The 15,854-nt window shown below is 54.6% G+C and carries 19 protein-coding genes; 9 read left to right on the forward strand and 10 right to left on the reverse strand.

Annotation, left to right across the window (positions count from 1 at the left end; translation table 11 throughout):
* The first annotated feature begins 7 nt into the window (after nucleotides 1–7).
* From MWU61_RS15575 to MWU61_RS15595, 5 genes are read left to right on the forward strand one after another with little or no spacing between them, the layout of a single operon-like run.
* On the forward strand, nucleotides 8–427 hold the full coding sequence (locus MWU61_RS15575) for an HPr kinase/phosphatase C-terminal domain-containing protein (protein ID WP_247129329.1): 420 nt from the start codon (nucleotides 8–10) through the stop codon (nucleotides 425–427).
* A complete protein-coding gene (gene rapZ, locus MWU61_RS15580; RefSeq protein WP_247129330.1) occupies nucleotides 424–1,347 on the forward strand; it encodes an RNase adapter RapZ in 924 nt (307 codons plus the stop codon). The genes MWU61_RS15575 and rapZ overlap by 4 nt, the downstream gene beginning before the upstream one ends.
* Nucleotides 1,344–1,736 carry a PTS fructose transporter subunit IIA gene (locus MWU61_RS15585; protein ID WP_247129331.1) on the forward strand — a complete coding sequence of 131 codons (393 nt, stop codon included), beginning with the start codon at nucleotides 1,344–1,346 and terminating at the stop codon, nucleotides 1,734–1,736. The genes rapZ and MWU61_RS15585 overlap by 4 nt, the downstream gene beginning before the upstream one ends.
* A 2-nt stretch (nucleotides 1,737–1,738) precedes the next feature.
* Nucleotides 1,739–2,008, forward strand: a complete 270-nt coding sequence (locus tag MWU61_RS15590; RefSeq protein WP_247129333.1) for an HPr family phosphocarrier protein — start codon at nucleotides 1,739–1,741, stop codon at nucleotides 2,006–2,008.
* A 51-nt stretch (nucleotides 2,009–2,059) separates the two neighbouring features.
* Nucleotides 2,060–2,917, forward strand: a complete 858-nt coding sequence (locus MWU61_RS15595; RefSeq protein ID WP_247129356.1) for a lysophospholipid acyltransferase family protein — start codon at nucleotides 2,060–2,062, stop codon at nucleotides 2,915–2,917.
* Between the two features lie 5 nt (nucleotides 2,918–2,922).
* Here the strand turns inward: MWU61_RS15595 and MWU61_RS15600 are convergent, their stop codons facing one another.
* Entirely contained in the window at nucleotides 2,923–3,798 is an 876-nt protein-coding gene (locus MWU61_RS15600) for a 3-hydroxybutyryl-CoA dehydrogenase (RefSeq protein WP_247129335.1), read from the reverse strand.
* Between the two features lie 160 nt (nucleotides 3,799–3,958).
* On the opposite strand from MWU61_RS15600, the gene MWU61_RS15605 reads away from it, so the two are divergent.
* Nucleotides 3,959–4,813 carry a DUF6473 family protein gene (locus MWU61_RS15605; protein ID WP_247129336.1) on the forward strand — a complete coding sequence of 285 codons (855 nt, stop codon included), beginning with the start codon at nucleotides 3,959–3,961 and terminating at the stop codon, nucleotides 4,811–4,813.
* 54 nt (nucleotides 4,814–4,867) lie between these two features.
* Here the strand turns inward: MWU61_RS15605 and MWU61_RS15610 are convergent, their stop codons facing one another.
* The 6 genes from MWU61_RS15610 to MWU61_RS15635 form a co-directional block, all read right to left on the reverse strand.
* On the reverse strand, nucleotides 4,868–5,797 hold the full coding sequence (locus MWU61_RS15610; RefSeq protein WP_247129337.1) for an FAD-binding protein: 930 nt from the start codon (nucleotides 5,795–5,797) through the stop codon (nucleotides 4,868–4,870).
* Between the two features lies 1 nt (nucleotide 5,798).
* Nucleotides 5,799–6,557: an electron transfer flavoprotein subunit beta/FixA family protein gene (locus MWU61_RS15615; RefSeq protein WP_247129338.1), complete on the reverse strand. Its 759-nt coding sequence runs from the start codon at nucleotides 6,555–6,557 to the stop codon at nucleotides 5,799–5,801.
* Nucleotides 6,558–6,749: 192 nt separating this feature from the next.
* Complete coding sequence (locus MWU61_RS15620; RefSeq protein ID WP_247129340.1) at nucleotides 6,750–7,322, reverse strand: cob(I)yrinic acid a,c-diamide adenosyltransferase; 573 nt, start codon at nucleotides 7,320–7,322, stop codon at nucleotides 6,750–6,752.
* A 3-nt stretch (nucleotides 7,323–7,325) separates the two neighbouring features.
* Entirely contained in the window at nucleotides 7,326–7,532 is a 207-nt protein-coding gene (locus MWU61_RS15625) for a twin transmembrane helix small protein (protein ID WP_247129341.1), read from the reverse strand.
* 71 nt (nucleotides 7,533–7,603) lie between these two features.
* The gene (locus tag MWU61_RS15630) at nucleotides 7,604–8,431 is read right to left on the reverse strand and encodes an SDR family NAD(P)-dependent oxidoreductase (protein WP_247129342.1); all 828 of its coding nucleotides are present in this window, start codon (nucleotides 8,429–8,431) and stop codon (nucleotides 7,604–7,606) included.
* 45 nt (nucleotides 8,432–8,476) lie between these two features.
* Nucleotides 8,477–9,001 carry an SH3 domain-containing protein gene (locus tag MWU61_RS15635; RefSeq protein WP_247129343.1) on the reverse strand — a complete coding sequence of 175 codons (525 nt, stop codon included), beginning with the start codon at nucleotides 8,999–9,001 and terminating at the stop codon, nucleotides 8,477–8,479.
* Between the two features lie 139 nt (nucleotides 9,002–9,140).
* On the opposite strand from MWU61_RS15635, the gene MWU61_RS15640 reads away from it, so the two are divergent.
* Both MWU61_RS15640 and MWU61_RS15645 read left to right on the forward strand, forming a co-directional pair.
* Nucleotides 9,141–11,459 carry a DNA topoisomerase IV subunit A gene (locus MWU61_RS15640; protein ID WP_247129344.1) on the forward strand — a complete coding sequence of 773 codons (2,319 nt, stop codon included), beginning with the start codon at nucleotides 9,141–9,143 and terminating at the stop codon, nucleotides 11,457–11,459.
* A gap of 101 nt (nucleotides 11,460–11,560) precedes the next feature.
* Nucleotides 11,561–13,456, forward strand: a complete 1,896-nt coding sequence (locus MWU61_RS15645; protein WP_247129345.1) for a PhoX family phosphatase — start codon at nucleotides 11,561–11,563, stop codon at nucleotides 13,454–13,456.
* A gap of 38 nt (nucleotides 13,457–13,494) precedes the next feature.
* On the opposite strand, the gene MWU61_RS15650 is transcribed toward MWU61_RS15645, so the two are convergent.
* From MWU61_RS15650 to MWU61_RS15660, 3 genes are read right to left on the reverse strand one after another with little or no spacing between them, the layout of a single operon-like run.
* Nucleotides 13,495–13,866 carry a VOC family protein gene (locus MWU61_RS15650; RefSeq protein ID WP_247129346.1) on the reverse strand — a complete coding sequence of 124 codons (372 nt, stop codon included), beginning with the start codon at nucleotides 13,864–13,866 and terminating at the stop codon, nucleotides 13,495–13,497.
* A 50-nt stretch (nucleotides 13,867–13,916) separates the two neighbouring features.
* Nucleotides 13,917–15,149 (reverse strand): sigma-70 family RNA polymerase sigma factor, encoded by a 1,233-nt coding sequence (locus MWU61_RS15655; RefSeq protein WP_247129348.1) that lies wholly within the window; start codon nucleotides 15,147–15,149, stop codon nucleotides 13,917–13,919.
* A 6-nt stretch (nucleotides 15,150–15,155) separates the two neighbouring features.
* Nucleotides 15,156–15,506, reverse strand: coding sequence for a YciI family protein (locus MWU61_RS15660; RefSeq protein WP_247129350.1), 351 nt, complete (start codon nucleotides 15,504–15,506; stop codon nucleotides 15,156–15,158).
* Nucleotides 15,507–15,716: 210 nt separating this feature from the next.
* Between MWU61_RS15660 and MWU61_RS15665 the strand changes: the two genes are divergently transcribed.
* On the forward strand, nucleotides 15,717–15,854 hold a 138-nt coding region (locus MWU61_RS15665; RefSeq protein WP_247129357.1), incomplete at its 3' end, for a GTP-binding protein.

Below are 15,854 nucleotides of genomic sequence, written 5' to 3' on the forward strand. Positions count from 1 at the left end.
TTGGCGTATGACCCTTACGCTTCATGCCACTGCTGTTGCCTTTGACGAAAAGGCGCTTGTGATTACCGGCCCATCTGGGTCCGGAAAATCCAGCCTTGCTTTGCAACTGATGGCATATGGTGCGGCGCTTATTGCGGATGACCGCGTGACGTTAATCACCGACCAACAGAATTTGGTTGCAACATGTCCTGCGACCATCGCGGGATTGATCGAAGCCCGACAAATTGGCGTTCTCAACGCTGAACCGGCCCCCCCGTCACCTGTTGTTCTTGCCGTCGATCTAGGGCAAACCGAAACAGAGCGGGTCCCGGAACACCGAACCGTGACTTGGCTTAATCACAAAATCCCCTTGCTTTGGGGCGCAAAAAACCCACATTTTCCTGCATCACTGCTGCAAATGCTGAAAGCAGGCCGGAGCCTTCGATGACCACCACCGATGCACCTACCGCCCAATCGCCTATTCCGGTCGTCATTGTCACCGGACCGTCCGGTGCTGGCCGATCCACCGCTGTACGGGCGTTAGAAGACCTCGGTTTCGAGGTGATCGACAATCTGCCGCTATCGCTGTTGCCCCGACTACTGGATGGCCCACAGGCCGGACGCCCGCTGGCCCTTGGCGTTGACGTGCGGAACCGTGATTTCGGGCCGAGGGTCCTGAAAGACATCATCGAGGACCTGCGCAGCCGTGATGACGTGAACGGGCAGGTCTTGTACCTTGATGCGTCGCAGGATGTTTTGGTGCGCCGGTATTCTGAAACCCGCCGCAGGCACCCATTGTCACCCGACGGGACGCCGCTGAACGGGATCGAAGAAGAGATCGCAAAACTGAAAGGAATCCGTGATTTGGCGGATATCCTGATCGAAACAACGGATCTGTCCCCGCACGATCTGAAGGCGGACATCGAACGACAGTTTGCGGTGAATGGCGGGCCTTTCCTTGGTGTGACCTTGCATTCGTTCTCGTACAAACGGGGACTGCCACGCGGGCTGGATATCGTGATGGACTGCCGGTTCTTACGCAATCCGCACTGGGATCCAGCGTTACGTGCCAAAGACGGGCGGGATGCGGATGTGGAGGCCTATGTGGCCGAAGACAAAAGATTCGATGACTTCTTTGCAAAGATGCAAGATTTGGTTGCTATGCTGCTGCCAGCCTACAAAGAAGAAGGTAAATCGCACCTTTCCATCGGCTTTGGGTGTACCGGCGGGCAACACCGTTCGGTCGCCGTTACGGAAAAGCTAGCCACAGCACTTGAAATGGGTGGCTGGCCTGTATCTATACGTCACAGGGAATTGGAGCGGCGCGAAGGTGCCGCGCAAACTTTAACGTCAAGGCAGATTGCGTGATCGGAATTGTCATCGTAGCACATGGACGTCTGGCCGAAGAATATCGGTCTGCGATGGAACATGTCGTTGGCCATCAGGACGGTGTTCGCACGATTGCAATTGGTGCCGAAGATGACCGCAGCACGAAACAAACCGAAATTTGCGACGCGGCCGATGCTGTCGATTTCGGCAGCGGCGTTGTCGTCGTGGTGGATATGTTTGGTGGTTCGCCGTCTAACCTTTCGATCAAAGCCTGCAATCCAGAGAATCGGCGCATCATGTATGGTGCAAATCTGCCGATGTTGATCAAATTGGCCAAGTCGCGCCATCGCCCAGTAGCCGATGCTGTTGACGCGTCCCTGACTGCCGCGCACAAGTATATCAATAGTATGAGCGTTGGGGCTTCCTAAATATGCCAACCCAGTCAATGGAAATTCTGAATATCAAAGGCTTACATGCGCGTGCATCTGCCAAGTTTGCCGAAGTGTGCGAAGCGCACGACGCCCAAGCGACCGTTAGAAAAGACGGCATGGACACTGGCGGCGATAGCATAATGGGCCTTTTAATGTTGGCAGCATCCATCGGAACCTTTATTGAGGTCGAGACCAGCGGATCGGACGCAGATGCCTTGATGGCAGCACTGCAGGATCTTGTTGCAGATAAGTTTGGCGAAGGCGATTAGTCTAGCCGAGGGTGATTGAAGGAACCCGCTTTGACCGAAACCACCCAAAAATTGGCGCAAGGCTCCGGCACGTCTTCTATCGTGAAGCCGCATTATGACCGAAGCGCGCTTAGCTATGCTGGGTCTTTCGACAGTCCGTGGCAGCGTGGTGTCATCCGGTCTATCGAAATGATGACGGGTAAGATCAAGATCGGTCGCCTTGTCCGCAAGTTTGAACAGCAGGGCGCCCCACGTGGTCAGGAAGTGTTCACACGCGTTCTGGAAACGATGGGTATTGATCTGCAAACCCCCGCGGAAGAACTGGCCAATATTCCAAAGACCGGTCCGGTGATCCTTGTCGCGAACCATCCCCATGGTTTGGTCGATGGCATCGTATTTGCTGAACTGGTTGGCCGTGTCCGTCCGGATTACCGTATTTTGACGCGGTCGTTGCTGACTGGGCTAGACGAAGAAGCCACGAATTACCTCATTCCGGTACCATTTCCCCATCAACCTGACGCGCAGGAACAGATGGTCGAGATGCGCAAGAAGGCGATGAAATATCTGTCCGAAGACGGACTGATCGCTTTGTTTCCATCAGGCGTCGTCGCATCGTCTGACACGATGTTCGGCCCTGCAATCGAAGCTCCATGGAACGCCTTTACTGCAAAAATGATCCGCAAATCCGGTGCGACCGTTGTGCCGATGCACTTCTTGGGCAGCAATTCGCGAGCATACCAGATCGCAAACCAGGTGTCGGCGACATTGCGACAGGGTCTGTTGATCCACGAAATTGCCCGCGCGGTGAACAAGCCGATGGCGCCAGTCGTGGGCAAGCCGTTCTCATGCGAAGAAATCGACGCGCGCATCGGCGATACGCGCAGCTTTATGGCGTGGTTGCGTCAAGAGACTTTGTCGCTAAGTCGTTGATATAGTTAACGAGTCGGAACCGGGGTTTCGCCGTTGTAGTCATAAAAACCGCGTTTTGTTTTGCGACCCAACCAGCCTGCTTCAACGTATTTCGTCAAAAGCGGGCAGGGGCGATATTTGGTATCCGCAAGTCCATCGTGCAGGACGTTCATGATGGCAAGGCACGTATCCAAGCCAATAAAATCAGCCAATTCCAATGGTCCCATCGGGTGGTTTGCACCCAATTTTAGGGACGTATCGATGGATTTCACTGACCCGACACCTTCGTAAAGCGTGTAAATCGCTTCGTTGATCATTGGCATCAGAATGCGGTTCACGATGAAGGCGGGGAAATCTTCGGACGCCGTGGATGTTTTGCCAAGGCGTGCGACGACACCTTCGCAGGCCTTAAATGTCGCCTCATCGGTGGCGATTCCACGGATCAATTCGACCAACTGCATCACTGGAACAGGATTCATAAAGTGGAAACCCATGAACTTTTCAGGCCGATCTGTACGGGCTGCAAGGCGGGTAATCGAAATAGATGACGTATTCGACGTCAGAATCGTATCCGGTTTCAGGTGCGGGACGAGGTCTTCGAAAATCGCGGATTTGATCGTTTCGCGTTCTGTCGCGGCCTCGATAATCAGATCGGTCTGGCCCAGATCGGTCAGCGTTGTTGTCGTGTCAATCAAACGCAGGGCTTCTTCCTTCGCATCGGCAGTGATCGCGTCGCGGCTGACCTGACGATCCATATTCTTATCAATACGTTGCACGGCAGCGGTTAACGCATCAGCGTTGATATCGTTCATGATAACTTCGTAGCCGGCAAGGGCAAAAACATGGGCAATCCCATTGCCCATTTGGCCTGCACCAATAATTCCAACGCGTTGAATCGTCATAGGATCGCCTCTCGCATGATTGTGGCCACCTTATGCTGCACTTGCACGCGGCTTCAAGCGGGGGCGGTACGTAAAAGGAATATCAATTTCTATCTTTAGCAATTTCCCAATGTTTTTCGGCGAATCTGTTCTTCTATCGAAGCTATGAAGTGTGGGAACCATGAAACATGACATCATCGAAGGCGGGGGCCTATCCTATGCGCCATGTCGCTATGGGATGTCGCGGATTTTTTTCCGGGGCCCAAAACGTGATCTAGATTCGCCCTATTTGGCGTTTTTGGGCGGCACCGAAACCTTTGGGAAATTCATCGACCGACCGTTTCCTGCGTTGGTTGAAAAAGAACTGCGACGAACCTGTGTGAACTTTGGCTGCGTCAACGGCGGCGTGGATGCCTTTGTGAACGATCCAACGATTATGGCGGCCTGCCACGATGCCGACGTGACCGTTGTGCAAGTGATGGGTGCTAATTACCTGTCGAACCGGTTCTATTCCGTGCATCCACGGCGCAATGACCGCTTTTTGCGGGCCTCAACTGTCTTGCAAGCGATCTACAACGAAGTCGATTTTTCCGAATTTACCTTTACCCGCCACATGCTGGGCGCATTGTATGATCGGTCGCCAGATCGGTTTGATATCGTGGTGTCGGAATTAAGGGCGGCTTGGTCTGCGCGTATGCGGAATATGTTGGGGCAAATCGGTAAGCGGACGATCCTTCTGTGGTTTTCACGCGAAGAACTGACAGATCAGCCGTGGCAAGAACGTGAAAAACCGTTGTCCGCTGATCCGCTGTTTATCACGAAAAGCATGGTGGATGGGTTAAGCGATCTTGTAATGAATACAGTTATCGCACGGCCGTCTGACATTGCATTGTCGCAAGGCACCACGGGTATGTATTTCCCAACGATGCAGGCAAAAGCTGCGGCCGATATGCTGAGCGTAAATTCACATATCGAAGCAAGTGCAAAATTGATCCCGAAAATCAAAGAAGGGCTCACTGTCTCAGATAAGATCTAAAACGAAAAAGGCCCGCTGAAAACAGCGGGCCTTTCCAAATTCTTGCGACAGGGCTTAGCCCAGTTTCGCAGTCAATTCAGGAACAGCGTCGAACAAGTCGGCAACCAGACCGTAGTCTGCAACTTGGAAGATCGGTGCTTCTTCGTCTTTGTTGATCGCGACGATGATCTTGGAATCTTTCATACCAGCAAGGTGCTGGATTGCCCCAGAGATACCGACAGCAACGTACAGATCAGGTGCAACCACCTTACCTGTCTGACCAACCTGCCAGTCGTTCGGCGCGTAACCACTGTCCACAGCAGCACGGGATGCACCCACAGCCGCATTCAGCGTGTCAGCCAGTGTTTCGATCAGTTTGAAGTCTTCCTCAGACCCAACACCACGACCACCAGATACAACAACACCCGCAGATGTCAGTTCTGGACGATCGGACGCTGCAACCTTGTCTTCAACCCATTCGGACAGACCGGGATTACCAGCCGCGTCGATTTTCTCGACTGAGGCTGATCCACCGTCGGCAGCTGCATCAAAACCAGCAGTCCGGATCGTCATGACCTTTTTCGCATCCGCAGACTTTACAGTCTGGATGGCGTTACCGGCGTAGATTGGACGTTCAAACGTTTCAGCATCAACAACGGCTGTTACTTCGGAAATCACCATCGCATCCAAAAGCGCTGCAACGCGCGGCAGGATGTTTTTGGATGCCGCGGTGGACGGGGCTGCAATGTGGTCATAGTCGCCAGCCAGCGACACGATCAGATCAGCAACAGGTTCCGCCAGATCGTGGCCATATGCGTCGTCAGAACAGCACAGAACCTTGGATACGCCAGCCAGTTTTGCAGCTTCGTCAGCCGCACCTTCGCAGCCGGAAGATGCGCAAAGAACAGTCACGTCGCCAAGCGATGTCACAGCGGACAATGCTTTTGCAGTCGCGTCGGCGTTCAATGTGCCGCCATTAACTTCAGCAATCAGAAGTACAGCCATCTTACACAGCCCCCGCTTCTTTAAGTTTCTCGACGAGTTCGTCCACAGACCCGACCATGATACCCGCTTTACGCGCTTCTGGTTCGGTTGTGCCGACAACGGTCAGACGTGGTGTCACGTCGACGCCGTAGTCCGCAGGTGTCTTTTCATCCAAAGGCTTTTTCTTGGCCTTCATGATGTTTGGCAGGGACGCGTAACGTGGTTCGTTCAGACGCAGATCAACAGTTACGATTGTTGGCAGCTTCACTTTGATCGTTTGCAAGCCACCGTCGACTTCGCGTGTCACAGTTGCTGTGTCGCCGTCGACGTCAACTTCAGACGCGAATGTCGCCTGTGACCAACCGAGCAGGGCAGACAACATCTGACCAGTCGCGTTCATGTCGTTGTCGATCGCTTGTTTGCCAGCAAGAACCAAACCTGGTTCTTCTTCTTTCACGACTGCAGCAAGCAGTTTGGCAACGGCCAATGGTTCGATATCCGTGTGAACATCGTCAGCCGCGTTGATCAGGATCGCACGGTCAGCACCCATTGCGAGGGCCGTGCGAAGCGTCTCTTGGGACTGCTTCACACCGATAGAAACGGCCACGACTTCAGTCGCTTTGCCAGCTTCACGCAGGCGGATCGCTTCTTCGACGGCAATTTCGTCGAACGGGTTCATGGACATTTTGACGTTGGCGAGATCGACACCTGAACCGTCCGCTTTGACACGAACCTTCACATTGTAATCAATCACGCGTTTGACGGGTACGAGGACCTTCATCAGCGGTTATCTCCCATTAGAATCAAGCGCAATAAAATTGCTCTATGGGGTGTTACCGCGAAGCGAAACGCGAAAACAGTGCAAAATCGACGCGGCAAAGCTTCGTGACGCCATGTCTTAAAATGCGCTTCAGCATTTCTGACGGTTCAGCGTTTCGTCCTTCCTGTTGCTAAAGATCCGTGTTCCCCGCCCTCAGCGGTTCGCGCCGGGAACCCACAACACGTCGTCCGCGCCGTTGTTATTCGCGATCCGGCCTGCTTGGAAAAACCAGTCAGACAAGCGGTTTAGGTATTTTACGGCGGCTGGGTTCACCGATTCCATGGTCGCCAATTCAACAGTCAAACGTTCGGCGCGGCGCGATACGGTCCGGCACAGGTGCAGATGTGCGGCAAGCGCTGATCCGCCCGGCAAGATAAAGCTTTTCAGCGGTTGCACAGATTTTGTCATGACGTCGATTTCAGCCTCAAGCCGTTCAACCTGCGCATTTGTGATGCGTAACGGCGCGTATTCCGCGTCGGCGTCCTTTTCCATACCCGGTCGGCAAAGATCGGCCCCAAGATCGAACAGATCGTTCTGGATCATCGCCAATTGACCGTCGATGTCACCAGTAGCGTGCAGGCGGGCCAATCCCACCGTCGCGTTGGTTTCGTCAACCGTGCCGTAGGACGTCACCCGCATCGAATGCTTCGCAACACGGCTGCCGTTACCCAGTGCCGTTTCGCCTGCGTCACCAGTTTTTGTGTAGATTTTGTTAAGTGTGACCATGGTTTAGCCCCCCTGTCTGCGCAGATAAACGTAAAGTAGGATCAGAAGGATCGCGACGAACTGTGCCCCGATGCGCCAACGCATGATCTTGTTCGCGTATTTACGATTGAAATCGCCACCCTTGCCGAAGCTGCCAACGCCCACCAACAAAATGGCAAGTACGATCAGCACGGCGATGACGACGATGATAAAAAGCGGGTCGTTCAGCATGGTCGGTCCTTTTTGTATTCACTCAGGACTTAGCAGGGCGAGGCCAGAAGGAAAGGGGCCTGATTGCCGCGTCATCCCTTTTGGATCACCCAATCAAGTGCACGTGTTGGCAGAACCCGCCGCAACGCCCCCATCAGATAGGTCGGGAATGTCACGTAGTAGCGCGGCTTGGGCCGTTTGCTTTCCAGCGCATGGATCAGCTTTTTGGTCGTGGCGGACGGCGGCAATTCGAATTTGTCGGGCCCGCTGTCCTTATACAGACGTTCGCGTAATTCGACGTATTGCTCTGCACGGGCAGAATTTTCGTGGTCGATCCATTGTTCAAAATGGGGAATCGCGTTTTCGCGGATTTTCGATGTGATGGGACCGGGTTCGATCAGGATCACTTTGATCGGGGTATCTGACATTTCGATCCGTAAGACGTCGGTCAGCCCTTCCAGTGCAAATTTTGTCGACACGTAGGCGCCGCGCCACTTCATCCCGACAAGCCCTAGGACAGAGGAACAATTCACAATCCGACCGTGCCCTTGGTTACGCATGACCGGAATGACCGCTTGGGTCAGGTCGTGAACGCCAAATACATTGGTTTCATAGATTTCACGCAATGCGCCGCGCGGCAGGTCTTCAACAGCCCCCGGACAGGCAAAAGCCCCGTTGTTATATAGCGCATCAAGCGTACCGCCCGTCGCCTCAAGCACTTCGGCAAGACCGTTGTAAATCGAATTTGCGTCGGCGTAGTCGATCAGCGGGGCTTCGAACCCTTCGCTGATCAGTCGGTCGCAGTCATGTTGTTGACGGCAAGACGCGAAAACGCGCCAACCGCGGGCGCGTAATCCATGTGCTGCGTCATAGCCAAGACCGCTAGAGCAGCCTGTAATCAGAATGGTTTTTTGTGTCATGACACTTTGTGCTGTCATGTGAGGCAGGGCGCAAGGCCCGACCCGTTAGCCGTCGGTCAAAAGCCGCTCGGCCATCCAGCCGATTTGGCCTGTGTTCAAAACTTCGATGCGTGCCCAACCGTCAGCATTCACTTCAAGCACTTCGGTTTGAGTGCCGCCATCAAGTGTGTCGAGAACGTTAAAGTTCGTGCCAGGACCCTGACGCATGTTCACACGTGATCCAGCGACGGCGCGAATATCAATAGGGTCCGCTGCAACGACAGGTGCTGTTTCTTCAACAACGGCTTCGGTGACCGCCTCTGATACAGCCGGTGTCACCGCGACTGCGGGTTCTGCCACTAGTGTCGTGGTTTCCAGCGAAACGGTCGTTACAGCCGGGTTCAATGCGATCAGGGACGCTGCATTGTTACGTGAAACGGCAACATCGGTTGTTTGTCCCACACGAGTGTCTGACGCGATGGGGGCTTTTGCGACGACGACGCGTTCTTGCGGCACGAAGTCTGAACCGCCCGACATTTCATAAAATGCGAGGCCAAGTGCCAGAAAAGAAACAATGATAAACTTGCCCATAGGGTCCCCCGAAGAATCGTTACGCGTCCATACCCCCTCAGCATACACAAGCCGGTGTCGTTTTCGCAGGGGGAAAACTTTCGATTGAGAGACCTAACCGTGCTTTACGCCAAAAGTTCCGCCCGCTAAACCAGCGGGCATGACCAATGATACATCCGACAACGATATTGATCCGCAAATGCCCGAAGTCGCAGAACCGCTGCGCCGTGCGCTGGGTGATCGCTATCTAACATACGCCCTTTCGACGATCATGAATCGGGCCTTGCCCGATGCGCGTGATGGTTTGAAACCTGTACACCGTCGGATTCTTTACGCGATGCGCGAACTGAAACTGAATTCCACAGGTGGTTTCCGGAAGTCCGCGAAAATCTCTGGCGACGTGATGGGGAACTACCACCCGCATGGTGACGCGGCGATCTACGATGCGATGGCACGCCTCGCGCAGGACTTTAACGTCCGCTACCCGCTGGTTGATGGTCAGGGTAACTTTGGCAACATCGACGGGGATAACCCTGCGGCTGCTCGGTATACAGAGGCGCGGATGACCGCTGCCGCTGAGGCCTTGATGGAAGGTCTGACCGAGAACGCCGTTGATTACCGCCCCAACTACGACGGCACGCTAGAAGAACCAGTCGTGTTTCCGGCGGCTTTCCCGAACTTGTTGGCCAACGGGTCGTCGGGGATCGCTGTGGGGATGGCGACGAACATTCCGCCACATAACCTGCATGAACTGATCGACGCCTGTTTGCATCTGATCAAAACGCCGGATGCCCGCGACGAAACCTTACTGAACTACATTCCCGGGCCGGACTTCCCGACGGGTGGTGTGATCGTCGAGCCAAAAGAAAACATCGCCGAAGCGTATCGGACCGGTCGCGGATCTTTCCGGCTGCGGTCGAAATGGGAAATCGAAGACTTGGGTCGCGGTCAGTGGCAGATTGTCGTCACTGAAATTCCATATCAGGTGCAGAAGTCGAAGCTGATCGAAAAACTGGCCGAGATTATTCAGATCAAAAAGGTCCCGCTTCTGGCCGACGTCCGCGACGAATCTGCTGACGACATCCGCGTGGTGCTGGAACCGCGTGCGAAAACTGTTGATCCAGAGGTTTTGATGGGGATGCTATTCCGCAATTCCGATTTGGAAACGCGGTTTAGCTTGAACATGAACGTACTGATCGACGGTCTGGTGCCGAAGGTTTGTTCGATCAAAGAGGTGCTGCGCGCCTTCCTTGATCACCGTAAAGAAGTCTTGATCCGTCGCACGCAACACCGCGTCGAAAAGATCGATCACCGTTTGGAAGTCTTGGACGGTTTCATCATCGCATTCCTGCATCTGGACCGCGTCATCGATATTATCCGCTACGACGACAGTCCAAAGCCTGCTTTGATCACCGAAGACTGGGCGCTGGACCATGTCCGTGCCACGTCTGACAAAGACTACGTATCGCCGATTGGGGTGGTCACAGACCCTGAAATTGCGCTGACCGAAGTACAGGCCGAAGCGATCCTCAACATGCGCCTGCGGTCCTTGCGCCGCTTGGAAGAACTGGAATTGATCGCTGAACGCGACGCCTTGCGTGCAGAACGCGCTGGGCTGATCGAATTGCTTGGGTCTGTTGATCTACAATGGAGCACGATCGCGGACCAATTGCGCGAAACACGCAAACAATTCGGGCGCACTAGCCCGGGTGGCGCACGCCGTACGCAATTCGCCGAAGCTGCCGAAATTGTCGAAGTCCCCCTTGAGGCGATGATCGAAAAAGAACCGATCACCGTTGTCTGTTCCAAAATGGGATGGGTGCGGGCGATGACAGGTCATATCGACCTGACGCGCGAACTAAAATTCAAAGACGGGGATGAGGCGCGGTTTATCTTCCACGCGGAAACGACAGACCGCCTACTGGTCTTTGGCGCGAACGGGCGATTCTACACCGTGTCCGCTGCGAACCTACCCGGTGGTCGTGGCATGGGTGAACCGCTGCGCCTGATGATTGACCTGCCCAACGACGTCGAAATCATTGACATCCTGATCCATAAACCGGGGATGCGGCTGTTTGTGGCGTCGACCGAAGGCAACGGTTTTGTCGTGCCTGAAGACGACGTTCTGGCGCAAACACGGACCGGTAAACAGGTGCTCAACGTCGCCTCTGCGAAGGCGTTGATTTGTAAGCGCGTGAACGGCGATACAGTTGCTGTCGTCGGTGAGAACCGCAAGGTGCTTGTGTTCTCTCTTGATGAATTGCCTGAAATGGGTCGCGGCAAGGGTGTTCGTTTGCAGAAATACAAGGATGGCGGTCTGTCCGATGCGACGACATTCCAGCGTGCGGATGGTCTGACATGGCTTGATCCTGCCGGTCGCACACGGACCGAAACTGAACTTGATGAATGGACAGGCAAACGCGCAAGCGCAGGCCGCATGGCCCCGCGTGGTTTCCCGCGCGACAACAAATTTACCTAAGTCCGCCGGTGTCATAAAACTGAAATGCTAACGTCACAAATCTGAAAATTACCGCTCCTAGGGTCGCCCCAAAATTAGCCACCACTTGGGGAGCCACGGTGATGAAAGATAACACAACATACGACCTGTCATGGGACGAATGGGACGAACTGCAACGGCCCGCTGCTGCAACAACTGAATTCGACGCCGTTGTTGAAAAAGCAATTTCACGCCGCGGTTTCCTAAGCGGTATTGTGGCGTTCGGGTCCGGTGCGGCAGTGATGGGCGCGGGCACAATGCTGTCCACCACCTCTGTCGAAGCACAGGCTGCTAGCCGTTTCGGTTTCACACCGATCCCGATCCAAACAGACAACACAGTGCATGTACCCGACGGATATTCATGGGCGCCAGTTGCGAAATGGGGCGAACCGCTTTTCTCTGATGCGGAAGAGCTAAGCCAAGATTTCGGCGTCGGTGTTGCCAGCTCTGATCGTGTGTTTGGCGAAAACACAGACGGCATGGAAGCCTTTGTGGTTGATGGCCGTCAGGTGATCGTCGTGAACCATGAATATGTGAACACAAAGATCAACTTGCCGCAAAACGCTGACGGCGCGGTTTTGAGCGCCGATGACGTGCTGACACTGCAAAACATGCAAGGTGTCACGGTCATGGAAGTTGCCGAAGGCGACAACGGTTGGGGCATTGTCGTAGACAGCGACCTGAACCGTCGCATCACGCAAAACACGCCAATGACCATCGCGGGTCCAGCTGCTGGCCATGACCTGATGAAGACAGAGGCGGATCCAATAGGGCGCGTCGTTCTGGGCACGATGAACAACTGCGGTGCAGGTAAAACGCCTTGGGGCACGTATCTGACCTGTGAAGAGAACTTCAACGGTTACTTCGGTTCCACCGACGAAGGTTTTGAAGCACCCGAAGACTACGCACGTTACGGCATCGCTGCTGAGGGCCGTTATTCATATGAGAAATTCGATGCGCGTTTCGATACGTCTAAGAACCCGAACGAACCGCACCGCTTTGGTTATATCGTTGAAATCGATCCATCGGACCCGACATCCACACCGATCAAACACACAGCCCTTGGCCGTTTCAAACACGAAAATGCGGCTGCTGTAATCGCACCAGATGGCCGTGTTGTTGTCTATATGGGCGACGATGAGCGCGGCGAATTTATGTACAAATACGTCTCCAATGGCGTGTACACTCCGGGTGGTCCAACGTCAGAATTGCTCGATGACGGTGTGCTTTATGCCGCCAAATTCGACACCAACATGACCGGTGAGTGGATTGCGTTGACGCCAGAAGCGACTGGTATGGACGCTGCTGAAATCGCGATCTTCACGCGGAAAGCGGCCTCTGCGGTGGGTGCGACCACGATGGATCGCCCTGAATGGGTCGCCGTGAACCCTGTGGCTGTCGAAGGCTACTGCGCGCTGACCAACAACTCGCGCCGTGGTCCTGACTTCACCAATGCGGGCGGTGATCCTGCCTTTGCGGTCGAAAATTCGCCAAACCCGCGTGATGCAAACCGTTACGGTCAGATCGTGCGCTGGCGCCCTGAAAACGACGATCACGCAGCGATTGATTTCACATGGGATCTCTATGTGATGGCGGGCAATCCGACTGTGCATGACGATCTGAACGCCGGGTCTGACAACATCAACGAAGGCAACCTGTTTAACTCGCCTGACGGGATGATGTTTGACAGCACAGGTCTGCTGTGGATCCAGACTGATGGTGACGACAGCAACGAAGAAGGTTTTGCCGGAATGGGCAACAATCAGATGTTGGCAGGTGATCCAGTGACGGGGCAGATCGAACGCTTCATGACGGGGCCAAACGGGTCCGAAGTCACTGGTCTGACATGGTCTGCCGACAAACGCACGATGTTCGTGGGCATCCAACACCCTGACGCGCCTTTCCCGGACGGTGAAGGTATGCTGGCACGTTCTTCTATCATCGCGATCAAACGCGACGATAACGCCCTTGTTGGTTAATGAGTGATTGGGCGGGTCAGCAATGGCTCGCCCACTTCTTATCTGTGTTGGTCGATCAGGATGGCGTTGTCGTCAGGGTCCATCACCATGATATGCGCAGGGCCACTGGTGTCCGGATCGCATGTCGCTTCTAACTTAATCCCCGCATCTTGCAGGCGTTTTTGAATGGCGCGGACGTCCTCGAACGGATCGACGTTCTGGGCGTTGTTGTCCCAGCCGGGGTTAAACGTCAGCGTATTTGCAGGGATGTGCCCCTGAAACAGCCCAAGTAAAGTCTCGCCATTTTTAAGGATGGCGTAGTTATGTTCGCTATTATCGTGGAACGTCTCAAACCCGAGCGTTTTGTAAAACGCAATTGATGCGGCAAGGTCTTTGACGTTGAGGCTCGTTGAAAATGCACCAAGTGACATGGCGGTCCTCCTTTATGTGAATGACCTGACCCTAACGGGTGTCGCGGGCTTTACAAAATGCTGTCGCGCTTGGCCTGCAAAAACGCGCGCTCGGCTGCCAGTTCGGTCAGCGCTATAGCGGCATCATAGGCGGGCAGGGCGTCGGGATGCCCCGATCTATGCAGCAGGTCAGCCCGCGCCGTCAGAAACGGTTGGTACCGGTGCATATCGGGATCTTTGGCAACCGACGACAGCATCTCTAGCGCCGCATCAATCGACGTCGCATAGGAAACAGCCATCGCCTGATTGATACGCACAACGGGGGACGGTTGGATCCGGTACAGCAGTGCATAAAGCGCTGCGATCTGAGACCAGTCAGTGTCATCCCATGCAGGGGACTGCGCGTGCAGCGCGGAAATAGCGGCTTGCAGTTGGTACGGCCCGACACGTCCCTTGGGTAGCGTGGCCTGCAAGATTGCATCGCCTTCGCTGATCTTGGCACGATCCCAACGGTTGCGGTTTTGCTTTTCCAGCGGGATCATCTCGCCCGCGTCGGATTTTCGCGCAATCCGCCGTGCATCATGCAACAGCATTAGCGCCAGTAACCCAGCGATCTCGGTATCATCCGGCATCAGGGTGCGGATGATCCGCGCCAGCCTGATCGCTTCGTCACTCAACCCCCATTTGCCCGCATTAGCGCCCGTGTAACCCGCGTTAAATATCAAATAGAGCACAGACATCACGGCAGCTGTCCGTGCGGGCAGCATATCAGCAGATGGGATTTCATAAGGGATACCAGCAGCGGCAATCTTACGTTTCGCGCGGACAAGGCGCTGGGCCATCGCGTCGGGTTGATCCAGAAATGCACGTGCAATTTCGCCGGTCGTTAAGCCACCCAATGTACGCAAGGTCAGCGCCACTTGGGTCTTTTCTTCAAGCGCGGGGTGGCAACAGGTAAAGATCATCTCAAGACGTTTGTCAGGGATCACGCTGTCGTCGCTTTCATCAGGTGTGTTTTCAAGGTCAGCCAGATACGACAGTTCCGGCACTTTGGCTTGAAAACGGGCGGTGCGGCGCAGACGGTCAATGGCGCGCCTGCGGGCCGTTGTGATCAGCCACGCGGCAGGTGCGCGCGGCAACCCGTCTCGCGCCCAGACTTCTATCGCCTTGGTAACGGCATCTTGCAGGCAATCCTCTGCAAGCTGCATGTCACCCAGCGATTTGGTCAATGCGGCAAGGATGCGACCCCATTCTTCACGCGCACAGCGGTCAATGGCTTGGCGCAACGAATGGGGTGGCAACATTTTGGGTTATTCCCAGACCATCACGGGGCGAATCTCGATCCGGCCATAGGTGGACGTTGGAATTTTCGCAGCCTGTGCAATGGCGTCGTCCAGATCATCACATTCCAGCAGGTAATACCCGCCAAGCTGCTCTTTCGTCTCGGCGAATGGTCCGTCGGTCGTGATGGTTTTTCCATCACGGACAGTCACCGTTGTGGCAGTGGCAATCGGCTGCAACGCGTCGGCATGGACCATCTTTTTACTGTTGGCCATTTCGTTCGTGAAATCGGTGTAGCCCTGCATAAAAGGGCCAAATTCGTCAGAACCGGGTTGTGGACCAGTGCCCTCGGCGGAATAGATCAAACACATATATTGCATGGGGTCATCTTTCATTCTCTACACAGGCGTCATTGCCTTTGTATCATCCAGACGCACAAGAAATGGCGAAATCGACACCTGCGACAAAATTTTTTTGCGAAGACGTTCCGGCAGACAACCTGACGCTTGATTTCCGGCGCGATTCCCAATAGATCGCGTGCGAAGTTGAACCGGGCCAAATTGGCCCCTCGAATTTAAGGGCTTTGGCATATGGCTAAGGAAAAGTTTGAACGCACGAAACCGCACGTCAACATCGGTACAATCGGCCACGTTGACCACGGTAAAACGACGCTGACAGCGGCGATTACAAAGTACTTTGGCGACTTCCAAGACTACGACCAGATCGAC

The sequence above is a fragment of the Loktanella sp. F6476L genome (genome assembly GCF_023015725.1).
Classification (GTDB): domain Bacteria; phylum Pseudomonadota; class Alphaproteobacteria; order Rhodobacterales; family Rhodobacteraceae; genus Yoonia.

Coding starts and splice junctions, on each gene's coding strand:
- MWU61_RS15575 (WP_247129329.1), top strand. CDS start 8: ATGACCCTTACGCTTCATGCCACTGCTGTTGCCTTTGACGAAAAGGCG.
- rapZ (WP_247129330.1), top strand. CDS start 424: ATGACCACCACCGATGCACCTACCGCCCAATCGCCTATTCCGGTCGTC.
- MWU61_RS15590 (WP_247129333.1), top strand. CDS start 1,739: ATGCCAACCCAGTCAATGGAAATTCTGAATATCAAAGGCTTACATGCG.
- MWU61_RS15600 (WP_247129335.1), bottom strand. CDS start 3,798: ATGACGATTCAACGCGTTGGAATTATTGGTGCAGGCCAAATGGGCAAT.
- MWU61_RS15605 (WP_247129336.1), top strand. CDS start 3,959: ATGAAACATGACATCATCGAAGGCGGGGGCCTATCCTATGCGCCATGT.
- MWU61_RS15610 (WP_247129337.1), bottom strand. CDS start 5,797: ATGGCTGTACTTCTGATTGCTGAAGTTAATGGCGGCACATTGAACGCC.
- MWU61_RS15615 (WP_247129338.1), bottom strand. CDS start 6,557: ATGAAGGTCCTCGTACCCGTCAAACGCGTGATTGATTACAATGTGAAG.
- MWU61_RS15620 (WP_247129340.1), bottom strand. CDS start 7,322: ATGGTCACACTTAACAAAATCTACACAAAAACTGGTGACGCAGGCGAA.
- MWU61_RS15625 (WP_247129341.1), bottom strand. CDS start 7,532: ATGCTGAACGACCCGCTTTTTATCATCGTCGTCATCGCCGTGCTGATC.
- MWU61_RS15630 (WP_247129342.1), bottom strand. CDS start 8,431: ATGACACAAAAAACCATTCTGATTACAGGCTGCTCTAGCGGTCTTGGC.
- MWU61_RS15635 (WP_247129343.1), bottom strand. CDS start 9,001: ATGGGCAAGTTTATCATTGTTTCTTTTCTGGCACTTGGCCTCGCATTT.
- MWU61_RS15640 (WP_247129344.1), top strand. CDS start 9,141: ATGACCAATGATACATCCGACAACGATATTGATCCGCAAATGCCCGAA.
- MWU61_RS15645 (WP_247129345.1), top strand. CDS start 11,561: ATGAAAGATAACACAACATACGACCTGTCATGGGACGAATGGGACGAA.
- MWU61_RS15650 (WP_247129346.1), bottom strand. CDS start 13,866: ATGTCACTTGGTGCATTTTCAACGAGCCTCAACGTCAAAGACCTTGCC.
- MWU61_RS15655 (WP_247129348.1), bottom strand. CDS start 15,149: ATGTTGCCACCCCATTCGTTGCGCCAAGCCATTGACCGCTGTGCGCGT.
- MWU61_RS15660 (WP_247129350.1), bottom strand. CDS start 15,506: ATGCAATATATGTGTTTGATCTATTCCGCCGAGGGCACTGGTCCACAA.